Source organism: Streptomyces profundus, assembly GCF_020740535.1.
In the GTDB taxonomy this organism is placed as follows: Bacteria; Actinomycetota; Actinomycetes; order Streptomycetales; family Streptomycetaceae; genus Streptomyces; species Streptomyces profundus.
Map to the genome: position 1 here is coordinate 7,608,579 of NZ_CP082362.1, position 25,973 is coordinate 7,634,551.

Below are 25,973 nucleotides of genomic sequence, written 5' to 3' on the forward strand. Positions count from 1 at the left end.
ATCAGGGCCCATGCGGTGTCGTACGTGAGCGTGGGTCCGTGTCGGGACATGAGACGGTGGGTGCGCAGTTGCCGAAAAGGCGTTAAAAGCCATCGTCTGGTGAGCAGATTCATGCCGGGGCGCCTCCTGGTCCGGTCGGGGTCTGCCATCGGGCAGCGGCTGTCTTCAGGTCCTCCTGGCCGACGATGCCGAGGGTGCGGACGAGCGCTCGGAGGAAGAGCTCGCGCTGCTCAGGCGTGTGCAGTTCAGTGACGAGCTGGTCGGTGAAGCGTCGGATGTCTCCGCGAATGTCGTCGTCATAGAGTTCGCGAGGCAGGGGTAGCCCTTGGAGGGCCTCTGTGAGTGATGCGAGATCGGTGAACCGGTCGGGGAAACGAGCCATCCACCACACGCGGCGCAAGTCCGGGTCTGCCAGCACCTGCTGTAGGTGAGTCAGGCGGGCCAGCTCCTCTTCTTGTGCCAGGTCGGCTGCCTGTCGTCGGCGGGTGTGTTCTTCGGCCAGGGCGGTGTCGTTCCGGGCGGGGGTGCCCAGACGAATCTCGCCGATCACCTCCAGCCCGGGGAGAGGCCGGCTCCAGCGCGTCAGGATCGTGTTGGCCGCGTCCTGGGCCGCTTCCGGATCGAGGATGGAATGCTGGCTCAGGACGCGGCCCGCCTGGCGGCGTAGGTGATCGCGCGCGGGGACTGCAGGATCGCGATGCTCGGGAGGTTCGCTGTGTTTCCACCGCCATGCTCCGGTGATGCGAACCGTGAAATACACGCCGGTGATGCGACTGGCCATCCGCTCACCGTTGAGGGCGAGCGGATGGGCGATGCCAGCGCGTGTGCTTTTCCTGCGTCGTGGCAGAAATCTCACGTCGGTGAGGGGGAGCCGTCGTCGTGCGGGCTCGGGTCCGCACCGGGCGTGTCAGCTCCGGGTTTCTGTGCGGAGACCAGCAGGTCTAGCAGCTTCAAGCGCCGGGCCCGACCCAGTTCTGAGCTGCCAGAGGAGCCCACCAGCAGTCCGGCGGCTCCGGCCTGACCGATGTGTCCGCGCAACACCGTTGCGGCCATGGGGAGTACCTGCTCGTCCGTCAGTTTGGAGGAGTCCAGCCAAGCGGCCAGCCGGTCGTGGGCTGCGTCAGCGGTGGAGGGTTCCCGAAGGGCCGCACGCCAGCCTCGGGCGAACAGGTCAGGGGTCTGGGCGTCTTCCTCGTCGTCGGCGCCCTCTGGGTTTTCGGGCAGTGGCAGGAGCGTGTCGCTGGAGATGTCGGTCAGGGCCAAGAACGTGCTTGCTCCCGCTCTGCGGATCGTGGTGTCGGTGGACTCGGCCCAGTTGACGATCTCCGACAGCACCAGGATGCGCTGATCAGGCGTACTGGCCAGGGTGCGTACCGCCTCTGCCACTGCCTCGCGCGCCGCTTCGTCGTCCTTCGAGGCCAGCAGGCGCAGCCGGGTCAGAGCGATGCGGGGGTACAGCTGACCCAGCTGACCCGAGCAGATCTCGGCGATTGCCTTGGTCAGCTCCTCGCTGGTGGACTTCTGCTGTGCCCAGTCGTACAGCTGCTTGCGGACGACGACCCCTGTGACCGGGTGGAGTGCCATAGTCTCGACGATTCCGAGCGCCAGCTGCCGGTGCGCCGCCCGGCCCTTCTCGATCCAAGCGATCGCCACAGACAAGACTGTGGACCCCCCGGGCAGCAGAGCGAGCCGGACCAGACAGTCGGCGATGCGCCGCAGGTGGCCCACGGCGATCCCGTGTGGCTGGCTGATGTGGGAGGCCCATTCCAGCAACACAGGTCGCAGTTGCGGCCTCTGTTGCCATACGTACTTCAGGAGGGCTTCGGACAGTCCGTGCCGGTCGGAATCCAGGGAGATTGCTTCGCCGTCCACTTGACAGGCATTGACGGCCTTGAGGCGCATGTCGAGATCACGGCCGGCCAGTGCCCCACCGGGAGGCAGCTTGCCGCCGACCTTCGTGAAGAGCTGATCTGCTGCGGCGAGCACGATGTCCGCCGGTACCTTCTCCAGCAGCGCACTGCCCACCAGGAGTGCTCTTTCGCGGAGGTCGTCCTGCGCCGAGTGCCTCTCGAACCAGTCCTTCAAATGGTCGTGCCAGTCGGTGAACTCCTGCCGGACCGCAACTTCGCCGCCCACTTCGGCCTGTGCGATCAGCCGAGCCAGGCGAGCGGCGTCGCCGGGAGGCGCCGCCGGGGTGAGCAAGCCGCTCAGAGGAGTCTGGTTCAGCCAGTCGATCCTGTCGGCTGCCAGGTGGTGCAGGTGGGCTCGGGCGACATCTGGCGACGGAGGACGGATCATACGTACCGCGGGTGTGGTGGTGAGTGACTCAGGCTTCCAACTGCCAGGGTCGGCGAGGATGATCAGGAGGGCCTCGGAGGCTTCAGCGTCTTTCTGGTAGTCGGCCAGCCCGGCGTAGAAGTCTTCCGGCAGGGCTCGGAATCCGGTCAGGTCCAGGACGAAGCCGTACCCCTTGGTGTGGGGAATCTGTTCTGTGCGCGGTCGGTCCCAGTCCAGCACCAGCCAGCGGATCCGTTCTCGTGGTACATCTGCCTGGCGAAGGACACGCAGGGCGGTGGTACGCCTCCCCGTGCCGGCCTCCCCGCAGAGCACCAGTGTGTTGCTTCGCGCGTGTGGGCCGCGGAGCAGGCCGGCGGCGCTTTCCACTTGGCCGGTGTTCTGAGAACCTTTGGGGTCGACGAATGCCTGTTCCACGAAATCCAGCTCGTGATCGTCTACGCCGATGCCGCGCAGATATTCCCAGCCTCGTACGTACTGGTGGTGGTGCTCCTCGTAGTCGCCAGCGACCTGCGTCAGTCGTGCGTGGCCGGAAGCCTCGGCCTGCTGGTGTGGTGCCGCCTCGGTGCCTGTCATGACTGCTCCGGACCGGGGTTGTAGTTGCCGGCGACCTGGATCAGTCGTGCCTTGCCAGTAGCCTTGGCCCTCTGCCGCACGTCGGGCCGCGATGCGTCCGCTTGCGTGTGCTCCGCCGTACGCCGGGTGGCCTGATGCTCCTCGTCGGGCGGCGCAGTCCCGTTTGGAGTGAGGTGAGGGCTGATCGCCGTCGGCCCCAGTCCGGGTACGAAAACCCAGCACGTCTCCTCGAACCCAGGCTTGTCTTCGACGCGGGCGGTGGCCCGGTGAAAGTGGTGTTTCCTGAGAGTCTGAGTGCGTTGCGCCAGTACGGTCCGGTGGAAGACCGTGTTCGAGACCGCAGCGGCCAGGAGCAGATTGTGGTCCTCGGCCGCAGTCAGAGCCCGGCGGGCTGCGTCACTGTCGACCAGACGGCAGGCGACGTTGATGGCGTCACCCCGGTAGTCGGGGGGCTGCAGAGGGCCGACGTGCACGCTCGCACGCAGCCGGATGGGTGCTGCGCTGGCCAGCCGGGTCTGCTCGTGACGAGCCAGCTCCTGGCCGAGGTGGGTGAGGAGGGGGTCGACCAGCCGTGCGGCGTACCGGGCGGGCACGACGAAGATGGCACCGTCGCCGCTGTCCTTGATCGTGATTTCCAGAGCTGTTCCGGCGCCGAGCCCACTGTGCGTGAACGCGGCGGCCAGCATACGGTCCAGGTCGGCCCGGGCAGGTGCCATCAGGGCCTCAGGGATCCGGCTGTATCCCTTCATATCGACGACCAGGAGCGCCTGCTCCTGCGGTACATCGTGCGTGTGGGGTGGGAGGGGAGATGACATGGGTAAGGGGCCTTCCCATCGTGACGGGGTGTGAGTGCCCCATGCTTGTCGCCCCCGGGTCGAGGCGGTGCACAGTAGTGGGCACCGCAGGAGTGCGGTCGGTCACCTCTGGGTGCGCGCGTGTGCCTGGATTGATGCGAAGTCCCGGATCGACAGCCCGCCGCCTGCCTCGGTGGCGAGCCAGCCCTGCTCACGCCATGGCCGCAACGCCGACCCCACGGCGTTGCGGGAGGCGCCGATCATCTCCGACAGCTCTGCCTGCGTCAGGCGCACGAGGTACTCGGCACCGGCGGTGGAGGCGGCTTGGAGGAGGCGGCCGAGGGCCGAGGCCAGACGCATCGATACCGGGGCGGTAGCCATCTCCAGGCGCACCGCCTCTGCCTCGCGGACCCGTGTGATGGCGTGGCGCAGCAAGGGGGCCAGCAGCGCGTGGCGGTCCACGAAGGCAAGGAAATCCCCACGCGGGACGATGTGAACCCGGCAATCCTCGGCAGCAATGACCGATGCGGTGCGTGGCTGCTCGTCCAGGACGGCGAGCTCGCCCAGAAGTTCACCGGCTCCACGTACCGCCAGAAGCGTCCGTTCCCCGTGAGATCCGGTCAGTGTGATCAGGGCCGAACCGGAGGCCAGAAGGATGACATGAGTGCCGGGATCCCCCTGCCGCAACAGCACGCTCCTGGCCGGCCGGACGCGGACCGGGGTCAGACCGCACAAGCGGGACCACAACTGCTGACCTATGACTGACAGATACGGCTGACACATACTCACCCCAAGTAATGGCCGTCCTGCGGTGATGCTCTCAAGAAGAGACGTACAGGATCAACAGCCCAAGTGTGGCGACTGCTGTGGCTGTCGCCACAAAGTCGACAGCCCATTTGACGGCACGGAACTTTTGCTGTGCGAGGGTGGTGAACAACGCCAGCTTTGCGGCGTCCGCCCGGAGGTGGCCATCGCCGCAGCCCGCGGGGCAGGCTGGCGAGCTTCCCTCGGATTGGTCGTTGGCTGGTGTGGTGCCCGCGAATGTCCTGAGACGACCGTCTCGTGGGAGGGCGGGGCGGATCGCGGACATAGCGATGATCAGAGCCACGGCAAGAAGAGCGGCGGCAGTTGTCAGAGTGATCAGGGGCAGCCAGCCGGACTCGCGGGCGGCTGAGAGCGCTGCGATGTCCACACCCATCATGCCTCCGGCGATGCCGCACAGTGTCGTGGCCTTGGAGTCGGCGCGCTGCACTTCGGCGAACATCACCGCCACTTCGGCCGCAAGCCCGTGGCGGGCCCCATGGTCATTTGCAGCGCAGCTTCCGTCGGTGTCGGACACTAGCTCCTCCAGGGGACGCAGCTTCTCTGGGCCTTCTCACCGTGCCGGGATTACGGCTGCTCCAGTGCCTTGCACAGGGCACCGCAGCTGATGGCCACGTCACAGTCACCCCAGTAGGCCGAGCCTTGTGGAGAGTTATTGCCATCCATCTGTCCTGCCTCGAGCGACGGTGAGAACCTGGTTGCGATGCGCAGGGCATCCGTCTAGCCTGTCGGCAGGAATGGAGCCTGGGACAGCACCTGGGCCACCTCCGGTCATCTTGAGGTACGGGGCGTCGGAAAGCACCCTCGCCACCGCCTTCTTCCAGACTCCCCGCGTACCTGTCCCGTCCGCTGTTGTGTTCCGGACAGGTGAAAGGCGTTCTCCTTGACCATCTACTCCCAGCACGCCAACCGTGGAAAGATCCAGATTCTGGCGACTTACCAAGATTCTGGCGGTGTCGTGTCCAAGACCGTGACGAGTCTGGCCGACTCTCGTCTCGCGGCTCCAATCGTCGATGCTCTCAACCGAGTCTCCGCTTTCGTCACCTTCCCCATCAGCATCCACGACTGCCGGGAACGACGTGTGCGCTACTACCCGCTCACGCATCTCGCGGCGCTGACCGACGTCGCTGGCCGCGCGGATCTTCTCAGCGGCGCCCACAGTTTGTGGTACGAGTACGTCTGCCTTCGGCTTCACCAGGCGCTCGTTGATCTGGAAAGTGCCTTGGTGGCACTGCCAGACACGGTCAGTAGGGCGATCCGTTCCGAGCTAGAGGTGGAGGAGCGTGAGTTGCGTGCGGCGCTCGCCGACTATTCGGGGACTTCCGAGGAGGATGAACCGGAGATCGAGCGCTTGTGGGAGTTCGGTCACCCTTTCGTTAAGAGCGACGACGGACTGGATACGTTGAGCGACGAGACGCGAGAGCAGCTCGATGACCGTGAGGCGGGATTCTCCGCGGAGGAGCGGGAGAAAGCCGTTGCCGACCTTCGGGTTCTAGTCGCTGTGCACTCTCGGGTCGGCGAAATGCGGGCCTCACTGGACGACCCGAGCTGTCGGCTCTTTGCCGAGCCGTACGGCTCGCACGGCTTCTACCTGACGATCGAAGCACCGGAGCCCGATGATGACGACGCCTCGTGGGAGATCGAGATCGGGCTTTGGGAGCCGGACGACCCCGACGAAGAGTACGGAGAGGGCACCAGTGCGACGGGAAATCCGGTCGCCAGCTGTGCTCTTCCGCAGGCGCCGAGTGCCGACGAACTCGTCCGCTTGCTGAAGTCGGTAGACGAGAGACCACTGTTGCTTGCCGAGTGGGCCGAGACGCCAGTGGGAGCGGCTCTCGCGGGGACGGCGATGGTGGTGACCAGTCGCCACGACTCCTGATTGAGGGCCAGCAGGGGGCCGTACTGGTGCGGCGGGCTCCGTTGAACGCCGGTGGGTGGGTACCTCAGCCGCCGTGGTCATCCCGCGAGCGATGGCCACGGCACCGGCCCGGTGGGCGTCGTGAGCGAGTTACCCTGGGGTTGCCTTTGCGGAGGTTGGCGGACACCAACATCGCCAACCCCGACCGCCAGGTGCGGCTGAGCTTCCTGGGCTGACGAGGATCGGTCCGGAGCGCCGGGTCTCCGTCAGGTCGGCGCGAAGGCGTTCCGACGGCGGCGCCCTCGGCGACGATCACCGGTGGCGCGGGCCCCGGGCTGTCGGCCCGTCAAGGACGTCCAGGGCCAGTCGCCGCCGGTGCCGGCGCCGGGTCCCATGGCCCACTCCCGGGCTGGCCTGCTTCGGCGACGCCGGCTCGGGCACCTCCTTCAGCACGCTCTTCCACCCGTCCCGGGCCGAGGACGGCGAGCGGCTGGGGGAGACGTCGGAACCCCGCTCGACGTGGTGGCCGGCGGACGGGTCTCCCGCTCGCGGCGGCGCGTGGGCCGCGGACCCGCCGCGAGCTGTGGACGGCTCCGTTGGCGAACCGCGTCAACCGCCCCGACGAGCCGCTGGCCGCGGGGGAGGTAGTGCTGGCCCCGGGATACGGCCAGCCGGACGGCCACCGGAGGACGGACGGCGCCGCCCCGGGGCCGCAGCGGCGGCCCGAAGCCGTCCACCGGCTCTTGGACGCGCGCGGTCAGTTCACGAGGGCGCGGCCGGGCGCTTCGTGGACGATGTGGTCGGCGGTCTGGGCGGGGGTGAGGGCCGCCGTGTCGAACCACCAGCCGGCGTCGCCGAGTTCGCGTCTCATGGCGGCGTCGAGGGCCTCGTAGCCGTCGAAGTCGAACCGGTCACGTGGATCCCTGACGCTGTTGCGGTACTGACAGACCTCGATGCCCGGGGCGAGGACGACGAACAGGACCCGGCGAGGTGTGAGGAGATCGAGGAAGACGTCCAGCTTCTCGCGGGACGGGATCATCGCGTCGATCAGGGGCGTGAAGCCGGCCTCGGCGAAGTTGTTCGCCAGCGTGCACAGATTGCGGTGCAGCAGCTCGACCTGCCGTGCCGCTTCGTCGGCGGGCTCGCCCAGGGCCCAGACGAATCCGCTGACGATCATCTTGTTGAGCTCATCGCCGTCGAGCCGGGCGGAACGCGCCAGCTTCTCCGCGACCAGCCTGGTCACGGTCGACTTCCCAGCGCCCGGCATCCCCGTCACGATCAGGCAGCTCGGCCCCCCAGCAGTGGTCACGGCCGGATGATGCCAGCGTGCTCCCCGGGTGGCAATACGCACACCGCCCGCCGCCCCCCACGGATGGGCGGCGGCGAGCGGGAAGGGCCGCACCGGGCCCCGGCGGTGGTGGAGCCGGGGCCCGGTGCGGAGCTCCGTCAGGGGATCAACGGGAGGTCGCCCGACACCGGGTCACAGGGGCGGGTAGGCGTTCGCCAGCAGCTCCTGGAACTGCGCGGAGAACCAGTGGCCGGAGATGGGAGCGTCACCCAGGGCGCCGGACATGTTGTGGTTGTTGCGCGGGTTGCCCTCGTAGGTGGGGTCGCACATCTCGTCGAAGCCCTTGCCCTCGTCGTTCGGGATCTCCTCGCTGGAGCCGTCCGACTCGCCCGGGGGCTTGATCCACACGTAGGCGTCGATGCCGGCGGCGGGTGCGACCTCGGGCCGCTCACCGAGCCCGGCACCGGCCTGGTTGCACCAGTTGCCGGCCTGGAACCGCTGGTCGACCCGGCTGCCCTCGACATACGCGTCCACGTCCGTCTGCGGTCCCGGGCCCGTCGGACGGTCGGGGCCGCCCCAGCCGCTGCGGGAGGTGTCGATCAGCATCCCGATGCCGGAGTCGAACCCGAGCGAGACCAGCTCGGTGCGGAACCCCTGGGCGAAGGACTGGTTGTCGACATAGCGGTTCCAGTCGATCCAGGAGCTCTCCCGCACCGAGGTGCCGTTGACCGAGTCGCCGATGCCGTAGTAGGGCTCGACCGCCGGGCCGTAGTTGGCGGTGTTGACGATGAACCCGTGCACGTTGTGCACCGAACCGCTGTCGACGGCGACGTCGTGGAAGAGCTCGGCGGAGGCGCCGAGGTTGTCGTCCCATCCGATCCAGCCGTAGTGGCCGGCGTCCACGTAGTTGTAGACGTTGGGGATGGCGCCCAACTCCTGGAGGGCGTAGGCGATGCCCGCCTGGTAGTTGCCGTTGGCCAGCATCTCGTCACAGCCGGGCGTCGCGGTCACGCGCGGGCTGACGTTGGTGATGAGGTTCGGCAGCGAGTCGATCTCGATGACCGTGACGATCCGCAGGTCGGCGTAGGCCGGGTCGCCGAGGATCTCCGCGATCGGGTCGATGAACTCGTCCTTGTAGGTGTCGATGTCATCGGCGGCCAGCTCACCGTTGGAGGCGAGCGCGGCGCAGTCACGGCCCGGCAGGTTGTAGACCACGACCTGGAACACGAAGTTCTCGTGGTCCTGGGCCTGGACCAGCGCGTTGTCGAGGTGCTCGCGCAGGCCCGTGCTGTTGCCGGCCGAGCCGCCCTCGATGGCGGCGCGCCGGTCGAGCCAGACACCGGTGGGCTCGTTGGCGATGGCCGAACCGCCCGGCTCGGCGGCGGCGTTGGCCGACCAGTCCGGGTTCACGTAGACGCCGGCGTTCTGGTAGGGGTTGTCCACACGGTCCCCCGGCGGGTCGGGATCCGGGCCGGGGCCGGGGCCGCCGTCCTCGCCACAGGTGACCCCGTTGACCGCGAAGCTCGTCGGCGCCGCGTTGGTTCCCGAGTAGGTGAAGTTGCCGCCGAAGCTCACGGAGGCCCCGGGGGCGATGGCGCCGTTCCAGCCGGTGTCCGACACGGTGACGGTCCGCCCGCTCTGGAACCAGGTCGCGTTCCAGCCCTGCGAGAGGGTCTGGTTGCCGGCGTACGCGTAGGTGAGTTCCCAGCCGTTGGTCGCGGTGGAGCCCGTGTTGGTGATGGTGAGGTTGGCCGTGAAGCCCGAACCCCAGTCGTTCGTCGCGTAGTCGACCTCGCAGGCGAAGTCGGCGGCGGAGGCGGTGCCCTGCGCCAGGCTGCCGGTGCCCAGCGTGGCGACGGCGAGGACCCCGGCGGTCAGCAGTGCGCGGCGTCTGCGTCGGGGTGGTGAGTTGGTGCGGCTCATGGAGAGTCCTTTCGGTGATGACCGGTTCCGGTGCCTCGCACGGCGACCCGAGGCGATCGGGACGATGCGCGTCTGAACGGCCAGGCTTCTTGGAAGCGCTCCCACTGGCTGAGGGGAAGTTAGCGCCTCGTCGCGCGCCGCACCAGACTTCTGTGCGAAAAATGTGATGACGCTGCAACCGGGGAGTGGTTGCACACCAGGGAAGTTGCGGGCTGGTCGCGAGGTGGCCCCAAAGGTCTTGACAGGTACGCACTTTGGTCGCAATCTTGGGAGCGCTCCCACATTTTGTTCACCCATGACGGTGTTTCCGGTGTGCTCCGCGTCCCGGGAGGGCCGCCGCACCGCTCCTGCGGCGCCCGTGCGGGCCGTTCTCGTGCCCGGCGGCCGACGCGTCGCCGATCTGTCCCCAACTCATGCCTGCCTGAGGGGACTTCGCCCCTGTGGAAGGGGCCGCCCGGCCCGGCATCGTGATCTACGCTGTCCACCAGCCGTATTGTTCGACCACGCGGGAGCGCTGGGCATGGACCACACCGTGGGACCGGGGAAACTGATCGGCGGGCGGTACGAGCTCACCGAGCTGATCGGCAGCGGTGGCTTCGGGAGGGTCTGGAAGGCGCGTGACCAGCGACTTCAGGCGGACGTCGCGCTCAAGGGGCTGTTCCTGCCGCCGTCCTCGTCCGCCGCCGAGCAGGAGGACCGGATCAGGCGATCGGAGCGCGAGGTCCTCAACGCGGCCAGGCTTCGGGACCACCCCCACATCGTGAGCGTGCACGATGTCGTCGTCGAGGACGACATTCCCTGGATAGCCATGCAGCTCGTGGTGGGCCGCTCCCTGGGGGAGCGCCTCCAGGAGTCCGGTCCTCTGTCGCTGAGCGAGGCGACCGACGTGGCCAGGGCCATGCTGAAGGCGCTCGCCGCCGCGCACGGCGCGGGGATCGTGCACCGTGACATCAAGCCGGCCAATGTCCTGCTCGCCGACAACGGCGCGATCCTGCTGACCGACTTCGGGATCGCGACCCACGAGACGGACGTCTCGCTGACCGTGACGGGCAGCGTGGTGGGTTCCGCCCCCTATATGGCGCCGGAACGCGTCCTCGGCGAGAAGGGGCAGGCGCCGAGCGACCTCTTCTCCCTCGGGGTGACGCTGCACGAGGCGGTCGAAGGCGCCTCCCCCTTCGACCGGGGCTCCACGGCCGCCTCGCTGCACGCGGTGGCCTACGATGACCCCCCGCAGCTCCAGCGGGCCGAGGCCCTGGCGCCCCTCGTCAACCGGCTGTTGGCCAAGGCGCCCGGCGACCGCCCGACGATCGCCGAGGCGTTCGACCTGCTCGACGCCCCGCCGGTGTCCACGCCGCCGCCGGTGGCCGCCACCCCGACGGCGATCGTCACGGAACTGTCGACGGTGCCGCCCCAGGCGATGCCCACGGCGACGGCCTGGCCGACCCCGTTGGCCTGGGCGGCCCCGCCGACCCCGGCGCCGCCCCCGCCGCCCTCCCGGGGCTCGGGCCTGAAGTGGCTGGGCTGGATCGTGGCCCTCGGCCTCGGCGTGCTCGTGGTCGTGCTGATCGCCGTCAACCGGGCGGGGGACTCGGACCCGGACGACGGGGGCGGCGGAGCGTTCGCCAACCAGACGCCGGTCCAGATCACGGACAACGCCACGGCGGAGTCCACGATCGAGGTCGTCGGCGTGGGCGGCAACGCCCCCCGGGAGCTGGAGGTCGCCGTCGACATCAGCCACGAACACATCAATGACCTGGAGTTGGAGTTGGTGGCGCCGGACGGTACGGCCTTCGAGTTGGAGGCGTTCGACGGGCCGCACGAGTACACGGTGGACGCCTCCGCCGCCCGCGCGGACGGCATGTGGGCCCTGGTGGTCCGGGACACCGCCGCGGTCGACGAGGGCACGCTGAACTCCTGGTCGCTGCGGTTCGGAGCCGGCTCGGACATCGGGGGCACCTCGCTGGGCGATGGGTCCTTCACGAGCACCACGCCCGTGTCCATCCCCGACGAGGCCACGATCGAGTCGACGATCGACGTCGCGGGCGTGGGGGGCAGCGCCCCGCAGGCGTTGCGGGTCGCCGTCGACATCAGCCACGAGCATGTCGGTGACCTGGAGTTGGAGTTGGTGGCGCCGGACGGTACGGCCTTCGAGTTGGAGGCGTTCGACGAGCCGCACGAGTACACGGTGGACGCGTCCGCCGCCGGCGCGGACGGCATGTGGGTCCTGGTGGTCCGGGACACCGCGGGGCTGGACGAGGGCACGTTGAACTCCTGGTCGCTGCGGTTCGGAGCCGGCTCGGGCGGCTCGGGGGCCTCGGGGAACACCAGGACGTTCACCAACACGGCATCGTTGACCATCGAGGAGAACGTCGAATCCGAGTCGACCATCGAGGTCAGCGGCATCGGCGGCCACGCCCCCGGTGAACTGCGGGTCACCATCGATATCGAGCACCGGTATGTCGACGAGGTGGAGTTGGAGTTGGTGGCGCCGGACGGCACGGCCTTCGAGCTGGACCCGGTCGACGGGCCGCACGAGTACACGGTGGACGCCTCGGCCGCCGGGGCCGACGGCACCTGGACCCTGAAGCTCACCGACGACGTCTACCTCGACGACGGCACCCTCAACTCCTGGTCTCTCTCCTTCTGACAGCTCCCTCTGACAGCTCGTTCTGAGAACGCCGCCCCCCTCGGGCACCGGGAGGACCCCCGCGCCTACGGTTGGACCTGGGCAGAACCACCGGGACGCCGGCCCGCCGGCGCCCACCCGGCATCGCGGGCAGGAGAGCGGCACATGGAGGCACACGACGTGCGGGACACCGCCGAGCGGCTGCGGGCGATCAGCGCCGAACTGTCCGACCGCTTCTACGAGCGGGAGGACGTGGTGCGGACGCTGGTGGTGACGCTGCTGGCCGGCCGGCACTCGCTGGTGCTCGGCCCACCGGGAACGGCGAAGTCCGAGATGGCCCGGGAGCTGACGGGCCGGATCGAGGGCGCGTCCTACTGGGAGATCCTGCTGAGCAAGTTCACCGCGCCGACCAGGATGTTCGGCCCCGTCGACGTCGCCGCCCTGGCCCGGGGCGAGTACCGGCAGATCTACGAGGGCCGCGCCACGACCGCGCACATCGCCTTCATCGACGAGATATTCAAGTGCTCCACGGCCGCCCTGAACGAGACCCTCGGCTACCTCAACGAGCGGATCTACCACCCCGAGAGCGGCGGCGAGCCGATCCGCTGTCCCCTGATCGGGGCCATCACGGCGAGCAACGAACTGCCAGCGGGGGAGGACTCCGGCGCGATCTACGACCGACTGCTGGTACGCGTCGAGGTGGGCTATCTGGCCGACCCCGCCAACTTCGCCGCGCTGGTCAGATCCGCCGTCAGCCTCCCCGACCCACCGGCGCGGACCACCGTCGAGCTGGCCGCGCTACGGCACGCCGTGGCCGAGGCCGTCCCCGGCGTCGCCGTCCCCGACACGGTCGTGGACGCCGTGTGCACGCTGCGGGCGGCGCTCCGCCGCAAGGAGCTCATCGCCTCCGACCGCCGCTGGCGGCAGGCGGTGCGCCTGCTCCAGGCATCCGCCTACCTCGACGGCCGCCCGGCGGTCGCCGAGACGGACCTGTCGGTGCTGACCCATGTGCTGTGGGACTCCCCGGCCCAGCGCCCCACCGTCGAACGCGAGGTGCTGCACCTGGTCAACCCGGACGCCAAGGAGGCACTCGACCTGGCCGACGCGGTCGAGGAGCTGGAGGCCCAACTCGACGCCATGGCGGGGCAGTCCCGCGAGGCGTTGAGCGAGTGGGTCATCAAACGGGCCCACAGCACGCTCGCCAGGGCGGGAAGGAGACTGGGGGAGTTGCGCCTGGAGGCGGCGGGCGCCGGCCGGTCGACCGCCGCCATCGACCGGGTCATCGGCCGCCAGCGCGCCGTCCGGGCCCGCGTCCTCACGGAGGCGCTGGGCATGGACGCGAGCATGGTGCAGTCCCAGCTCTGAACCCGCGAAGGAGCCACACCATGGACGGGACAGCGGGCCGCCCCCGGGAGTCGGCGCGCCGCTGGGACGCCGCCACGCCGGGGACCGCAGCCGTGGTCGGGGACCAGTGCGACCTGATGGCGTGGCGCGACACCTACGAGCGGTCCGCCGGGCTACGTGATCTCGCCGCGGAGCTGGCCGCGCGCCACCCGCACAGCGCCGATCTGCTCGCCGACGTGTTCCTGGCCGCCTACAAGGCCGCGCCGAGGGTGCGCGACCGCGCCGAGACGGCCCCCTCCCGATGGGTCAACCACCAGATCGTCACCGGGCTGCTCACGGCGCCCGAGTTCGCCGAGCTGCGCCGGGAGACGGTCGGCGACCCGTATGCCGCGGCCATGGCCGTCCTCGCCCTGGCCACCGCGCTGCGCCGCCTGCTGGAGCGGTCCCGCGACGCCCAGGAACAGGCCGAGCGGGCGACACGGGCCCAGCGGGCCGCCGAAGGCACGGCGAACGCCGGGGACGAGGCGGTGGCGCGGGCCGCCGAAGCCGCGCGTGGCCTCGACCGGTCCCTCGCCGCGGCGGCCCCCGGCGTCCGCGCCACCGCGCGGAACGCGGCGGCGCGGGCCGCCGAAGCCGCCCGGGCGGAGACCGCGCTGATGCGGGCGTGGGGCGTCGGCCCCGGCGAGCTGGAACGCATGCCGTTCGACCAGCGCGCCCGGCTCGCCGAGCGGCTGCGCACCGGCCGTCTCGCCCGGTGGGCCGAACTGATCGGCCGCTTCCGGCGGATGGCCGACGGCGAGCGCGCCCGCAGGGTGGAGCACACCGGCGGGGAGCTGGTCGGCGTCACCCTCGGCGACGACCTCTCCCGGGTCGTCCCCGCCGAGCTGGTCAACCTCGGGCTGCCCGAGCTGCGCGCGGTGTTCGCCGCCCGCTATGCCGCGGGGGAGCTGATGATCTACGACAGCGAGGGGGAGCGGCCCACGGGCCGGGGCGCCATCGTCGCCTGTGTGGACACCTCGCACTCCATGTACGAGGCGGGCCCCGGCGGCGTCACCCGGGAGGCGTGGGCCAAGGCATGCGCCCTGGCGCTGCTGGATCAGGCACGCCAGGGCGGGCGGGACTTCGTCGGCATCCTGTTCTCGTCAGCCGACCGGCTGCGGGTCTTCCGCTTCCCCGCCGGCGGGCCCGCCGACATCGCCCGGGTGCTCGACTTCGCCGAGACGTTCCTCGGTGGCGGCACCAGCTACCAGGCGCCGCTGACCGCCGCCGGCGAGCTGCTCGCGGAGGAGTTCGACGCCGCGGCCCGCGCCCGGGGCGACATCGTGCTGATCACCGACGACGAGTGCGATGTCACCGAGGAGTGGACGCGCGGCTGGAACGACGCCAAACACCGGCTGGGCTTCCGGGTCTTCGGCGTCGCCGTCGGCGCCCCGCGCGCCGCCGAGGCCGGCTCGGTCCTCGACGCCCTCTGCGACAACCTCCGCGCCATCGGGGATCTCACCGACGTGCACGCCGCCGCCGACCTGTTCCGCGTGATCTGAGCCCCGCCGGCTCCCGTCCCACGCCGGGGCGCGCCCCCCGGCGCGGGGCCGTGCGCCGTTCGCTCCACCATCCCCCTTTCGGGTGTATCAGCTCGCCCGGTACTCCCGAACCGCCGCGCGTCGACGGATAGTTGGGGCGGCCGACCGGAAGGGCGGCCCGTTCGCCGCGTCGAGGTGCGCGGCCGGAGAACGCACGGGAAGCATCCGAGAGAAGCCGCGAGCCTTCGAGAACCTTCGAGAACCTTCGAGAAACAGGGTGGGACGTCCATGCGTGACGAGGTGCTCAACCGGGTCAGGGTTCTCTTCTCCGTGCTCGACGCCGATGGAAACGGCGTGCTGGAGCAGGCGGACTTCGCGTTGATGGGGAGCCGGGTGGACGCGGCGGCATGGCGTTCCACCCCGGCCGAACGGGAGGTCGTGCGGGTCGAGTTCCGCAACTGGTGGGAGGCGCTGGCCGCCGCCCTGGACACCGATGGCGACGGGCGGATCGACTTCGACGAGTACAGCGGCGTCGTGCTCTCCCCGGAGCGGTTCGCCGACACCGTCGCCGCGTTCGCCCGCGCGTTGGCCCCGCTCGGCGACCCGGAGGGCAGGGGAACGATCGCGCGGGACGTCTTCCTGGCGCTGATGACCGCGATCGGCTTCGCCCCCGACCGGGTGGACGCCGTCTTCGACGCCCTGGGCCCGTCGGCCGACGACCGGATCGAGGTGACCGCCTGGGAGGGCGCCGTCCGGGACTTCTTCACCCCGGACAAGGTCGGCATCGCCGGCGATCACCTGGCGGACCCGCCCGCCGCCTGAGCGGGGTTCCCCCCGAAGGTCGTGCGCACCGCCCACCCATGGCATGCTGCTATGGCACGTGATCATGCCGGGTGATGGGGGTCCCATTGTTCTCGTTCCAGCTGCGGGACAACGCGGTGCTGCGCGCGCTGGAAGCCAGCCACGCCGAGGAGTACGCCGCCCACCTCGACCGGGCCAGGGACACCATCCGTCCGTGGGTCGGTCGCACCTTCGTCACCGACGACGTCGAGGGGGCGCGTGCCACGCTCCGCCGGTACGCCGAGGGCCGAGCCCTCGACCGGGCCCGGCTCTACGGCGTCTGGCGCGACGACACCCTCGTCGGCGGCGTGCTGTTCGCGGGTTTCGACGCCGTCCAGGGCAACTGCGAGATCGGCTGCTGGACCGAGCCGGCCGGCGCCGGCCACGGCCTGATCACGCAGGCGTGCGGCGCGCTCATCGACTGGGCGTTCCTCACCCGTGGGCTGCACCGCGCCGAATGGCAGTGCCGCGCCGACAACGAGCGCAGCATCGCCGTCGCCAAACGCCTCGGCATGACGCTGGAGGGCACCCTGCGCGAGACCTGGCCCTACGACGGCGTCCGCTACGACAAGCAGGTCTGGTCCGTCCTCGCCTCCGAGTGGCGCGGGTACCCCGCCCCCGAGGCCAGGGACTGACCTGGCCGTTGGGCGCCGGGCGCGTCAGCCCTTCGTGACGCCCGGGCCGCCCTTGCCGTCGTTGTCGTCCTTGTTGTCCTTGCCGTCCTTGTCGCCGAGCTTCTCGACATAGCCCTGTGCCTTGCCGACGGCGCCGTCGATCTTGTCGCTGTGCTTGCCGGACGTCTTGGTGTCGACGAAGTCGCCGACCTTCTCCACCCCCTGCGCGATCTTGTCGCTGTGGGTCTCGGCGAGGCCCTCGGCCTTCTTCTTGAGGTTCTTCAGTGCGTCGAACATGCGGGGGCTGTCTCCTTCGCTGGAACCACCAGGTCCGTTCCATGATTCCACGAAGAAGGCGACGCCCGCCCGCGGCCGGCTCCGCGCGGCTCCGCTTCGTCAGCTGTCGAAGTCGACGGTGAGCCGGTCGGACTCGGGCAGCGCCTGACAGGTCAACACATAGCCGGCCTCGACCTCCGCCGGCTCCAGCGCGAAGTTCCTGCGCATCCGCGCCGACCCGTCCGTCACCCGCGCCCGGCAGGTGCCGCACACCCCGCCGCGACACGCGAACGGAAGGTCGGGCCTGACCCGCTGCGCGTGCTCCAGGACCCGGCCGTCAGCTGGCTGGTCGAAGGTGGTGGCGCGCCCGTCGAGCAGCACCGTCACCCGGCTCGACGGGCCCTCGCCGCCGGGCTCCGCCGCCCGCGGGGGAGGCGCCGGCTCCTCGCCCTCGGCGTGGAACAACTCCTGGTGCACCCGCGCGGGTTCGGCGCCGAACTCCCCGACCACCCGCCGCGCCTCCCGCACCATCCCCCACGGCCCGCACAGCCACCACTCGTGCGGGGTGCGCGGGTCGAGCAACGCCCGCAGCAGCCGTGCCAGGCGCGCCGCGTCCAGCCGGCCGGAGAGCACGTCCGCCTCCCTCGGCTCCCTGGACAGCACATGCACCAGCGTGACCCGCGCGGGGAAGCGGTCCTTGAGGTCCGCCAGTTCCTCGGCGAACATCACGCTGTCGCTGCCCCGGTTCCCGTAGAGCAGCGTCACCCGGCTGCGCGGATCGGCCGCCAGCACCGACGGCGCGATCGACACCATGGGCGTGACGCCCGAGCCGGCGGCGACCAGCACATGGTGCGCCGGCCGCCCCAGGTCCGGGGTGAAGCCGCCGACGGGGCCCATCACCTCCACGACGTCCCCGACCCGCGCCCGGCGCACCAGCCAGGTGGAGAAGAGCCCCCCGGGCACCAGCCGCACCCCGATGCGGGGCGCGGCGCCCGGCGGCGCGCACAGCGAGTAGGAGCGGCGCTCCTCGCCGCCCGCCTCCCGGCGGCGCAGCGTCAGCGTCTGCCCCGGGGCGAACGCGAACTCCTCGGCCAACTCCGGTGGCACATCGAACGTCACGGCGGCGGCGTCCGCGCACAGCGGCTCGATCCGCGCGATCCGCAGCGGGTGGAAGACGGCCCGCCGTCCACGGCGCCGAACGGGAAGGGCGGGTGCGACCATCAGATCTCCCTGACGTGCTCGAACGGTTCCCGACAGGCACGGCAGCGCCACAGCTCAAGACAGGCGCTGGCCCCGAACCCCGACAGCTCCTCGGTCCGCGGAGACGCGCACCGTGGGCACGCCACACCCCGCCGCGTCCACGACAGCTCAAGCTCCACCGGACCCGGCCGGGCGCGTGGCGCCGCTCCCGGCGGCGCGATCCGGTGGGCGGCCAGCGCGCGGCGCCCCGCCGGCGTGATCCAGTCCGAGGTCCAGGGCGGGGAGAGCACCGTCCGCACCTCGACCCGGGCGAAGCCGGCGGCGCGCAGCGCGCCGGCCACCGCGGCCCGGATCTCCGCGATCGCCGGACACCCCGGATAGGTCGGCGTCAGCCCCACACGCACCCCGCCCTCGTGGCACTCGACCGAGCGCAGCACCCCCAGATCCGCCAGCGTCAGCATCGGCAGCTCCGGGTCCCGCACCGCGCCGGCCACCCGCCTGGCGTCGGCCTCGCTCACCATGTGGCGTCCGGATGCGCCTCGGCGACCGACCGCAACTCGGCCAGCAGCGGCCCCAGATGCTCCGTGTGCGCGCCCACCCGGCCCCCGCCGTCGGCGGTGGGCCCCGGCATCGGCCACGGCACGCCGGCCGCGTCCGCCACCCGCGCCAACACCCGCGACGTCTCCTCCCGCACCATCGCGGCCGAGGCGCCGAACGCCGCGCCCGCCTCGTCGTCCAACGCCTCGGCCAGCCAGGGGGCGACGGCCGAGCACGCCGCGCCCAGCCGCCGGTGGGACTCCTCCGTGCCGTCGCCCAACCGGATCACCCACTCGGCGGCGAACCTCCGGTGGTACGTCAGCTCCTTGACGCCCCGCTCGGCCACCGCCCGCAGCACCGGATCGGGGGCCGTCGAGAGGGCCTGGCAGAGCGCCAGTCGCGTCGTCGACAGCACCAGCAGCCGGACCACGGTGAACGCGAAGTCCCCACGCGGCAGTTGCGTCAGCCGCAGGGCGCGGAACTCCCGCGCCGGCCGGCGGTACGCGTAGGCGTCCTCGTCGCGCCCGCTCCCGTCCACCTGCCCGGCGCGCGCGTACAGCAGCCGCGCCTGACCCAGCAGATCGAGACCGATGTTGGCCAGCGCCAGCTCGATCTCCAACTCCGGCGCCCGGGAACACCACTCGGCCAGCCGCTGCGCCCCGAGCAGCGCGTCGTCCCCCAGCGCCAGACAGCAGGCGGCGAGCGCCGCCCCGTCCACGCCCGGCGGCAGCGCGTCGTCCACGCCGTGCAGCGGATCGGCGAACCCCGTGCCGAACGCCCAACGGGCGTCCCCCGCCGGGTCGTCGGCGCTCAGAGCGGCGTACACATGGTCGTCCCGCATGGTGTCCTCCCCGGGCGTGCGGCGGCTAGATATGGGGGATGTCGTCGGGAATGTCGTAGAACGTCGGATGCCGGTACACCTTGTCGCCGCTGGGCGCGAAGAACGGATCCCGCTCGTCGGCCGTCGACGCCGTGATGTCGGCGCTCGGCACCACCCAGATGCTCACCCCCTCGTTCCGCCGCGTGTACAGGTCACGGGCATGCGTCAGCGCCATCCGCGCGTCAGCGGCGCGCAACGAGCCGACATGGACGTGGTTGAGCCCGCGTTTCCCGCGCACGAACACCTCGTACAGCGGCCACTCCTCGCGCACCCCGCTCATGCCACCACCTCCCGTGCCGCCTCGGCGGCGGCCCGCTTCGCCGCGTGCGCCCCGGCCGCCTCCCGCACCCAGGCGCCCTCCCGGTGCGCGGCGGCGCGCCGCGCCACCCGCTCCGCGTTGCACGGCCCCTCGCCCCTGATCACCCGCGCCAACTCGGCGAAGTCGGGCGTCCCGAAGTCGTGGCGCCCCCGCTCCTCGTTCCACCGCAACGCGGGATCGGGCAGCGTCACACCCAGCCGCTCGGCCTGGGGCACCGTCATATCGACAAAGCGCTGCCGCAGCTCGTCGTTCGAGTGCCGCTTGATCCGCCACGCCATCGACCGCGCGGAGTTCGGCGAGGCGTCGTCCGGCGGCCCGAACATCATCAACGACGGCCACCACCAGCGGTCCACCGCGTCCCGCACCATCTGCCGCTGCCCCTCGGAGCCGTTCATCATCGTCAACAGCAGCTCATAGCCCTGCCGTTGGTGGAACGACTCCTCCTTGCAGATCCGCACCATCGCCCGCGCGTAGGGGCCGTACGAACTGCGACACAGCGGCACCTGGTTGCAGATCGCCGCCCCGTCCACCAGCCAGCCGATCACCCCGACGTCGGCGAACGTCAGCGACGGGTAGTTGAAGATCGACGAGTACTTCTGCCGCCCCTCGATCAGCATCGCCGTCAACTCCTGACGGTCCGCCCCCAGCGTCTCCGCCGCGCTGTACAGATACAGGCCGTGCCCGGCCTCGTCCTGCACCTTGGCGAAGAGGATCGCCTTCCGCCGCAGCGACGGCGCGCGGGTGATCCAGTCACCCTCCGGCTGCATGCCGATGATCTCCGAGTGCGCGTGCTGGGCGATCTGCCGCACCAGCGTCGCGCGATACCCCTGCGGCATCCAGTCCCTCGGCTCCACCCGCCGATCCGCCGCGACCGTCGCGTCGAAGTGGGCCAGCAACTCCGCCTCGGAATCCGTCTCGACCATCACGACCCCCAAACCGACCGTTCGTTCGGCTCATTCGACACCAGTGTCGGCCACCGCGAGCCCGCCCACAAGACAGCGGGACCGCCGCCCCTCACGACGCGCCCGCGGCGTCCGAGGCGCCCGCCGAGACGGGCCGCCGCGACTGCACCACGGCGAACCGCCCCGCCACGAACGCCGGGTCCGTCAACGTCGCCGACGCCGCCGGATTCGCCGCCGACCCGTGGAAATCGCTGAACGCCGACGACTGGTTGACGAACACCCCGTCCGTCAGGTTCTCCGACAGATGCACCCCCGCCGCCAACGCCGCCTCCCGCGCCGCGTCGAGCACCGCCTCGTCCGTCGAGTGCACCAACGCCGTCAACGCGCCGAACGCGCCCACCGTCTCCCGCAGCAGCCCCACGCTCTGCGCCGTCGACTCCGTGACCACCACGAACGACACCGGGCCGAACCACTCCCGCGTGAACACCTCCCGATCCGCCGCCGCGTCCAACAGCGCGATCAACGGCGTGCGGGCCACCGCCTCGGGGAAGTCCGGATGCGGCACCGCCCGCGACGCGTGGCACACCCCGGGCAGCCGCGCCGCCTCGGCCAACCGCGCCCGCACCCCGTCCCCCACGATCGCGCCCAGCGTGCCCGTCGCCCGCGCCTCGTCCGCCAACAACCTCTCCACCGCCGCCCCCAGATCGGTCGCGAACTCGGCCGGCGACCGCACCCCCCGGTCCGTCACGATCCCGCCGCGCCCCACCAGCAGGTTCTGCGGCGTCGTGCACATCTGCCCGCTGTACAGCGACAACGAGAACGCCAGATTCCGCAGCAGGCCCGCGTAGTCGTCCGTCGAGTCCAACACCACCGTGTTGAGGCCCGCCTTCTCCGTGTACACCTGCGCCTGCCGCGCGTTGGCCTCCAGCCAGTCCCCGAACTCCGTCGAACCCGTGAAGTCCACGATCCGCACCTCCGGATGCGTCGCCAGCTCCCGCGCCGTCCCCGCCCCGTCGGGCTCCGCAGCCAACACCACCACATCCGGCGCGAACCCCGCCTCCACCAGCACCTCGCGCGCCACCCGCACCGTGATCGCCAACGGCAGCACCGCACGCGGATGCGGCTTCACCACCACCGGATTGCCCGTCACCAGACTCGCGAACAACCCCGGATAGCCGTTCCACGTCGGGAACGTGTTGCAGCCGATGAGCACCGCGACACCACGGCCCACCGGAGTGAACGTCTTCTCCAACGCCAACGGTTCACCGCCGCGCCGAGGCTTCGCCCACGCCGCCGACCCCGGATGCCGCGACTGCTCCGCCCACGCGTACGCCACCGCCTCAAGACCCCGCTCCTGCGCGTGCGGCCCACCCGCCTGGAACGCCATCACAAACGGCTGCCCCGTCGTGTGCCGCACCGCGTGCGCCACCTCGAAGCTGGCCGCGTTCAACCGCGTCAGGATCTCCACCGCGACGCCCGCCCGCACATCCGGGCTCGCCGCCCGCCACCCCACGCCGGCCTCCCGCGCCAACGCGACGGCCCTCCCCGGCTCCACCGCCGGATACCGCACCCCCAACGCGAACCCGTAGGGCGACACCTCCGTCGCCTCACCCACCTCGCCGCCACCCCAACCCGGCACGGCGAACCGCTCGTTCAACAGCGCGCGGAACGCCGCCTCCCCGGCCGCCGCCGAACCCGCCCCGTACACCCGCTCACTGGGGCTCTCCGGAAACGGCGACCAGAACTCCCGGCTGCGGGTGGCATCCACCGCGCGCCGCAACAGCTCACGATGACGGACGAAGAAATCAACGGAACCGGCTTCCGCTTCGGCTGCGTACTCGGTCATGGACACGACCTCCCGGGTCTGGTCTGGACTGGTCTGGTTCCTGGTTCGTGGTCCCGTCGCGGCGTTCGCGCCCCGCGTCACAGCTCGGCCAGCAGCAGCTCCGGCCGTTCCATCCGGTCGGCCACGAACCGCAGAAACCCACCGGCCACCCCGCCGTCGGCCACCCGGTGGTCGAACGTGAACGACACCTGCGCCACCGGCCGCACCGCGAGCGAACCCGCCACCACCCACGGCCGGTCCACCACCCGCCCCACCCCGAGCAGCCCCGCCTCAGGATGGTTGATGATCGGAGTGGACCCGTCGACGCCGAACACCCCGTAGTTGTTGACGGTGAACGTGCCGCCCCCCAACTCCGCCGGACCCAACGCACCGGCCCGCGCCCGATCCGTCAACCGGCCCAGCTCCGCGGCCAACTCCACGGTGGACATCCGCTGCGCGTCCCGCACCACCGGCACCACCAGGCCCCGCTCCGTCTGCGCGGCGAACCCCAGACCCACCGAGCGGAACCGCACGATCTCGCCGCGCTCCGTGTCCACCGTCGCGTTCAACTCGGGAAAACGCGCCAACCCGGCCACACAGATCCGCGCCAGCAGCGCCAGCAGGCCGACCCGCGCCTCCGGATACGCCGCACGCACCGCGTCCCGCGCCGCGAGAAGCCCCGACGCGTCCACGTCCACCCACGCCGTCGCGTCCGGGATCTCCCGACGGCTGCGCGCCACCCGCTCGGCGACCGTCCGCCGCAGCCCCCGCAACGGAATCCGCTCCTCCTCCACCGCCGCCGTCGGCCGCGCGCGCCCCGCCAACGCGGCCTCCACATCGCGCCGCCGCACCACCCCGCGCGGCGCGCTCGGCGTCAACGACGCCACATCCACCCCGTGCTCCCGTGCCAGGCGCCGCACCAGCGGCGAGATCACCCGAGGCGCCCCACCGGCACCCGCCGGCGGGGGAGTGGCACCACCCCCGCCCGAGGCCCGCCCGGAACGCCTCCGGCGACGCCCCCCACCGGCCCCGGTGCCATACCCCACCAGCACCGCCCCCGATCCGGCCCGCTCCTCCTCCCGATACCGCTCACCCGCCGCGTCCCCACCGCTGCCAGCCGGCTCCGCCACCCCCACGGAGATCAACGGCGCGCCCACCGCCACCGAAGCGCCCACCTCGGCGTGGAGCGTCACCACCGTCCCCGCGAACGGCACCGGCACCTCGACCGCGGCCTTCGCCGTCTCCACCTCCACCACCACCTCGTCCACCGCCACCTCGCCGCCCACCGCCACCCGCCACGCCACGACCTCGGCGCCCGTCAGCCCCTCACCCAGATCCGGCAGACAGAACACCCGTTCCACCACGCCGCGCCCGCTCACGACACCACCCCGTCGGCCGCATGCGTCAGATCCGGCTCGTCATCGAACTGCAGACGGAACACGGCGTCCAACACCCGGTCCACGCCCGGCAGATGCGCCCGCTCGAAGAACGGCGGCGGATACGGGATGTCGAACCCCGCCACCCGCAGCACCGGCGCCGCCAACGAGTGGAAACACCGCTCCTGCACCCGCGCCGCGACCTCGGCACCCACCCCGGCGAACCCCTGCGCCTCCTGCACCACCACGCACCGCCCCGTGCGCCGCACCGACTCCATCACCGTCGCGTCGTCCAACGGCACCAGCGTCCGCAGATCGATCACCTCAAGATCGATCCCCTCCCGCGCCGCCTCCCCGGCCGCCTCCAACGCCACCGACACCGAGGGCCCGTAGGCCACCACCGTCGCGTCCCGCCCCCGCCGCCGCACCACAGCGCGCCCGAACGGCGCCACCGACCGCGCCCCGGCGTCGACCTCGTCCTCCGCCCAGTACAGCCGCTTCGGCTCCATGAACACCACCGGATCCGGATCGGCGATCGCGTCCCGCAACAGCCAGTACGCGTCCGCCGCCGACGCCGGCGTCGCCACCTTCAACCCCGGCGTGTGCGCGTAGTACGCCTCACTCGAATCGCAGTGATGCTCCACCGCGCCGATCCCGCCGGCGAACGGAACACGAATCACCAGCGGCAGGGGCAACCGCCCCCGCGTCCGGTTCCGCGACTTCGCCACATGCGACGCGATCTGCTCGAACGCCGGATAGGCGAACGCGTCGAACTGCATCTCCACCACCGGCCGGAAACCACCCATCGCCAAGCCCACCGCGAGACCGACGATCCCCGCCTCGGCCAACGGCGTGTCGAAACACCGCTCCTCGCCGAAGTCCGCCGTCAGACCGTCCGTCACCCGGAACACGCCGCCCAGCGCGCCGACATCCTCCCCGAAGACCAACACCCCCGGGTCCTCCCGCAGCGCGTCCCGCAACGCCGCGTTGAGCGCACCCGCCATCGTCATGGTCGTCACCGCTCACCCACCCCCTCCGCTCCCTCGGCCAGCTCCGCCGCCAACAGGGCACGCTGCTCCCGCAACTGCGGCGTCGGGGTGGCGAAGACATGGTCGAACAACTCCAACGGGTCCCCCCGCGTCTCCGTCGCCAACTCCGCGCGCAGCCGGCCGGCGAGCTCCTCCGCCCGCGCCTCGCACGCCGCCACGTCCTCGTCCGACAGCACGCCGCGCGCCCGCAGATACGTCTCCAACCGCGCCAGCGGATCGGCCGCCAACCACGCGGCGACCTCCGCCTCGTCCCGATAGCGCGACGGGTCGTCCGCGTTGGTGTGCGCCTCCATCCGATAGGTGTGCGCCTCCACCAGGGACGGGCCTCGCCCCTCCCGCGCCCTCTCCACCGCGCGGGAGAGCACCGCCAACACCGCGACCAGGTCATTGCCGTCCACCTGCTCGGACGGCATCCCGTACCCCACCCCCTTGTACGCCAGCGCCGGAGCCGCGGTCTGCCGCGCCAACGGCACCGAGATCGCGTACCCGTTGTTCTGCACCAGGAACACCACGGGCGCCCGCAGCACCGCCGCGTAGTTCAACGCCTCGTGGAAGTCCCCCTCGCTGGTGCCGCCGTCCCCCACCAGCGCCATCACCACGTCGCCCGCGCCATGACGCCGCAGCGCGTCCGCCATGCCCACCGCGTGGATCGTCTGGGTCGCCAGCGGGGTGCACTGCGGGGCCGTCCGCACGGCCGCCGGATCGTAGCCGCAGTGCCAGTCGCCGCGCAGCAGCGACAGCACCTCCACCGGGTCCAGGCCCCGCGACACCAGCGCCACCGAGTCCCGGTAGGTGGGGAAGAGCCAGTCCCGCTCCCGCAGCGCCAGCGCCGCCCCGATCTGGCAGGCCTCCTGCCCGCGGCTCGACGGATACACCGCGAGCCGCCCCTGGCGCGTCAACGCCGACGCCTGCGCGTCGAACCGCCGGCCGACGACCATGCGCCGGAACGCCTCGCACAACACGTCGTCCGGCGGCGCGACATACCCCTCGGGAGCCTCGACCGCCGAGCCGTCGGCCGCCACGAGACGCACCGGTTCGAGCGAGGGAAGAAGTCGATCGACCGTCTGTTGTCGAAGGGTCTCAGCCGCCATCAACGACACCTCGTTCCC

At 71.2% G+C, this 25,973-nt stretch carries 23 protein-coding genes; 6 read left to right on the forward strand and 17 right to left on the reverse strand.

Features of this window, described 5'->3' with window-relative positions; translation table 11 throughout:
- Window positions 1-109: 109 nt before the first annotated feature.
- The 5 genes from K4G22_RS31400 to K4G22_RS31420 all read right to left on the reverse strand — a co-directional run bounded on the left by K4G22_RS31400 (window position 110) and on the right by K4G22_RS31420 (window position 5,004).
- Window positions 110-781, reverse strand: coding sequence for a hypothetical protein (locus K4G22_RS31400; RefSeq protein WP_228083866.1), 672 nt, complete (start codon window positions 779-781; stop codon window positions 110-112).
- 71 nt (window positions 782-852) lie between these two features.
- Complete coding sequence (locus tag K4G22_RS31405) at window positions 853-2,871, reverse strand: hypothetical protein (RefSeq protein WP_228083867.1); 2,019 nt, start codon at window positions 2,869-2,871, stop codon at window positions 853-855.
- Window positions 2,868-3,620: a hypothetical protein gene (locus tag K4G22_RS31410; RefSeq protein WP_228083868.1), complete on the reverse strand. Its 753-nt coding sequence runs from the start codon at window positions 3,618-3,620 to the stop codon at window positions 2,868-2,870. The genes K4G22_RS31405 and K4G22_RS31410 overlap by 4 nt, the downstream gene beginning before the upstream one ends.
- 168 nt (window positions 3,621-3,788) lie before the next feature.
- Window positions 3,789-4,358: a Crp/Fnr family transcriptional regulator gene (locus K4G22_RS31415; RefSeq protein ID WP_265590259.1), complete on the reverse strand. Its 570-nt coding sequence runs from the start codon at window positions 4,356-4,358 to the stop codon at window positions 3,789-3,791.
- Between the two features lie 127 nt (window positions 4,359-4,485).
- Window positions 4,486-5,004: a Pycsar system effector family protein gene (locus K4G22_RS31420; protein ID WP_228083870.1), complete on the reverse strand. Its 519-nt coding sequence runs from the start codon at window positions 5,002-5,004 to the stop codon at window positions 4,486-4,488.
- Between the two features lie 366 nt (window positions 5,005-5,370).
- On the opposite strand from K4G22_RS31420, the gene K4G22_RS31425 reads away from it, so the two are divergent.
- Window positions 5,371-6,366, forward strand: coding sequence for a hypothetical protein (locus K4G22_RS31425; RefSeq protein ID WP_228083871.1), 996 nt, complete (start codon window positions 5,371-5,373; stop codon window positions 6,364-6,366).
- A 736-nt stretch (window positions 6,367-7,102) separates the two neighbouring features.
- On the opposite strand, the gene K4G22_RS31430 is transcribed toward K4G22_RS31425, so the two are convergent.
- A complete protein-coding gene (locus K4G22_RS31430; protein ID WP_228083872.1) occupies window positions 7,103-7,654 on the reverse strand; it encodes an AAA family ATPase in 552 nt (183 codons plus the stop codon).
- A 171-nt stretch (window positions 7,655-7,825) separates the two neighbouring features.
- A complete protein-coding gene (locus K4G22_RS31435) occupies window positions 7,826-9,556 on the reverse strand; it encodes a glycoside hydrolase family 6 protein (RefSeq protein ID WP_228083873.1) in 1,731 nt (576 codons plus the stop codon).
- 520 nt (window positions 9,557-10,076) lie between these two features.
- Between K4G22_RS31435 and K4G22_RS31440 the strand changes: the two genes are divergently transcribed.
- From K4G22_RS31440 to K4G22_RS31460, 5 genes are all read left to right on the forward strand, one after another.
- Window positions 10,077-12,203, forward strand: coding sequence for a protein kinase domain-containing protein (locus K4G22_RS31440; RefSeq protein ID WP_228083874.1), 2,127 nt, complete (start codon window positions 10,077-10,079; stop codon window positions 12,201-12,203).
- 144 nt (window positions 12,204-12,347) lie between these two features.
- Entirely contained in the window at window positions 12,348-13,547 is a 1,200-nt protein-coding gene (locus K4G22_RS31445; RefSeq protein ID WP_228083875.1) for an AAA family ATPase, read from the forward strand.
- Between the two features lie 20 nt (window positions 13,548-13,567).
- Window positions 13,568-15,067: a VWA domain-containing protein gene (locus tag K4G22_RS31450; protein ID WP_228083876.1), complete on the forward strand. Its 1,500-nt coding sequence runs from the start codon at window positions 13,568-13,570 to the stop codon at window positions 15,065-15,067.
- Between the two features lie 267 nt (window positions 15,068-15,334).
- Window positions 15,335-15,868: an EF-hand domain-containing protein gene (locus K4G22_RS31455; protein ID WP_228083877.1), complete on the forward strand. Its 534-nt coding sequence runs from the start codon at window positions 15,335-15,337 to the stop codon at window positions 15,866-15,868.
- Window positions 15,869-15,954: 86 nt separating this feature from the next.
- Window positions 15,955-16,521 carry a GNAT family N-acetyltransferase gene (locus tag K4G22_RS31460; RefSeq protein ID WP_228084290.1) on the forward strand — a complete coding sequence of 189 codons (567 nt, stop codon included), beginning with the start codon at window positions 15,955-15,957 and terminating at the stop codon, window positions 16,519-16,521.
- Window positions 16,522-16,545: 24 nt separating this feature from the next.
- Here K4G22_RS31460 and K4G22_RS31465 read toward each other — a convergent pair whose 3' ends face one another.
- From K4G22_RS31465 to pdhA, 10 genes are all read right to left on the reverse strand, one after another.
- Window positions 16,546-16,797 (reverse strand): antitoxin, encoded by a 252-nt coding sequence (locus K4G22_RS31465; RefSeq protein WP_228083878.1) that lies wholly within the window; start codon window positions 16,795-16,797, stop codon window positions 16,546-16,548.
- Between the two features lie 99 nt (window positions 16,798-16,896).
- Entirely contained in the window at window positions 16,897-17,997 is a 1,101-nt protein-coding gene (paaE, locus tag K4G22_RS31470) for a 1,2-phenylacetyl-CoA epoxidase subunit PaaE (protein ID WP_228083879.1), read from the reverse strand.
- The gene (gene paaD, locus K4G22_RS31475; protein ID WP_228083880.1) at window positions 17,997-18,497 is read right to left on the reverse strand and encodes a 1,2-phenylacetyl-CoA epoxidase subunit PaaD; all 501 of its coding nucleotides are present in this window, start codon (window positions 18,495-18,497) and stop codon (window positions 17,997-17,999) included. The genes paaE and paaD overlap by 1 nt, the downstream gene beginning before the upstream one ends.
- Window positions 18,491-19,354, reverse strand: coding sequence for a 1,2-phenylacetyl-CoA epoxidase subunit PaaC (gene paaC / locus K4G22_RS31480; protein WP_228083881.1), 864 nt, complete (start codon window positions 19,352-19,354; stop codon window positions 18,491-18,493). Before paaC ends, paaD begins: the two co-directional genes overlap by 7 nt.
- Before the next feature lie 25 nt (window positions 19,355-19,379).
- Window positions 19,380-19,673 (reverse strand): 1,2-phenylacetyl-CoA epoxidase subunit PaaB, encoded by a 294-nt coding sequence (gene paaB, locus K4G22_RS31485; RefSeq protein ID WP_228083882.1) that lies wholly within the window; start codon window positions 19,671-19,673, stop codon window positions 19,380-19,382.
- Window positions 19,670-20,635, reverse strand: coding sequence for a 1,2-phenylacetyl-CoA epoxidase subunit PaaA (paaA, locus tag K4G22_RS31490; protein WP_228083883.1), 966 nt, complete (start codon window positions 20,633-20,635; stop codon window positions 19,670-19,672). Before paaA ends, paaB begins: the two co-directional genes overlap by 4 nt.
- A 91-nt stretch (window positions 20,636-20,726) precedes the next feature.
- Complete coding sequence (gene paaN / locus K4G22_RS31495; RefSeq protein WP_228083884.1) at window positions 20,727-22,460, reverse strand: phenylacetic acid degradation protein PaaN; 1,734 nt, start codon at window positions 22,458-22,460, stop codon at window positions 20,727-20,729.
- 77 nt (window positions 22,461-22,537) lie between these two features.
- Window positions 22,538-23,818 carry a dihydrolipoamide acetyltransferase family protein gene (locus K4G22_RS31500; protein WP_228083885.1) on the reverse strand — a complete coding sequence of 427 codons (1,281 nt, stop codon included), beginning with the start codon at window positions 23,816-23,818 and terminating at the stop codon, window positions 22,538-22,540.
- Window positions 23,815-24,825: an alpha-ketoacid dehydrogenase subunit beta gene (locus K4G22_RS31505; RefSeq protein ID WP_228084291.1), complete on the reverse strand. Its 1,011-nt coding sequence runs from the start codon at window positions 24,823-24,825 to the stop codon at window positions 23,815-23,817. The genes K4G22_RS31500 and K4G22_RS31505 overlap by 4 nt, the downstream gene beginning before the upstream one ends.
- 5 nt (window positions 24,826-24,830) lie before the next feature.
- Window positions 24,831-25,955 (reverse strand): pyruvate dehydrogenase (acetyl-transferring) E1 component subunit alpha, encoded by a 1,125-nt coding sequence (gene pdhA, locus K4G22_RS31510; RefSeq protein WP_228083886.1) that lies wholly within the window; start codon window positions 25,953-25,955, stop codon window positions 24,831-24,833.
- Between the last annotated feature and the right edge of the window lie 18 nt (window positions 25,956-25,973).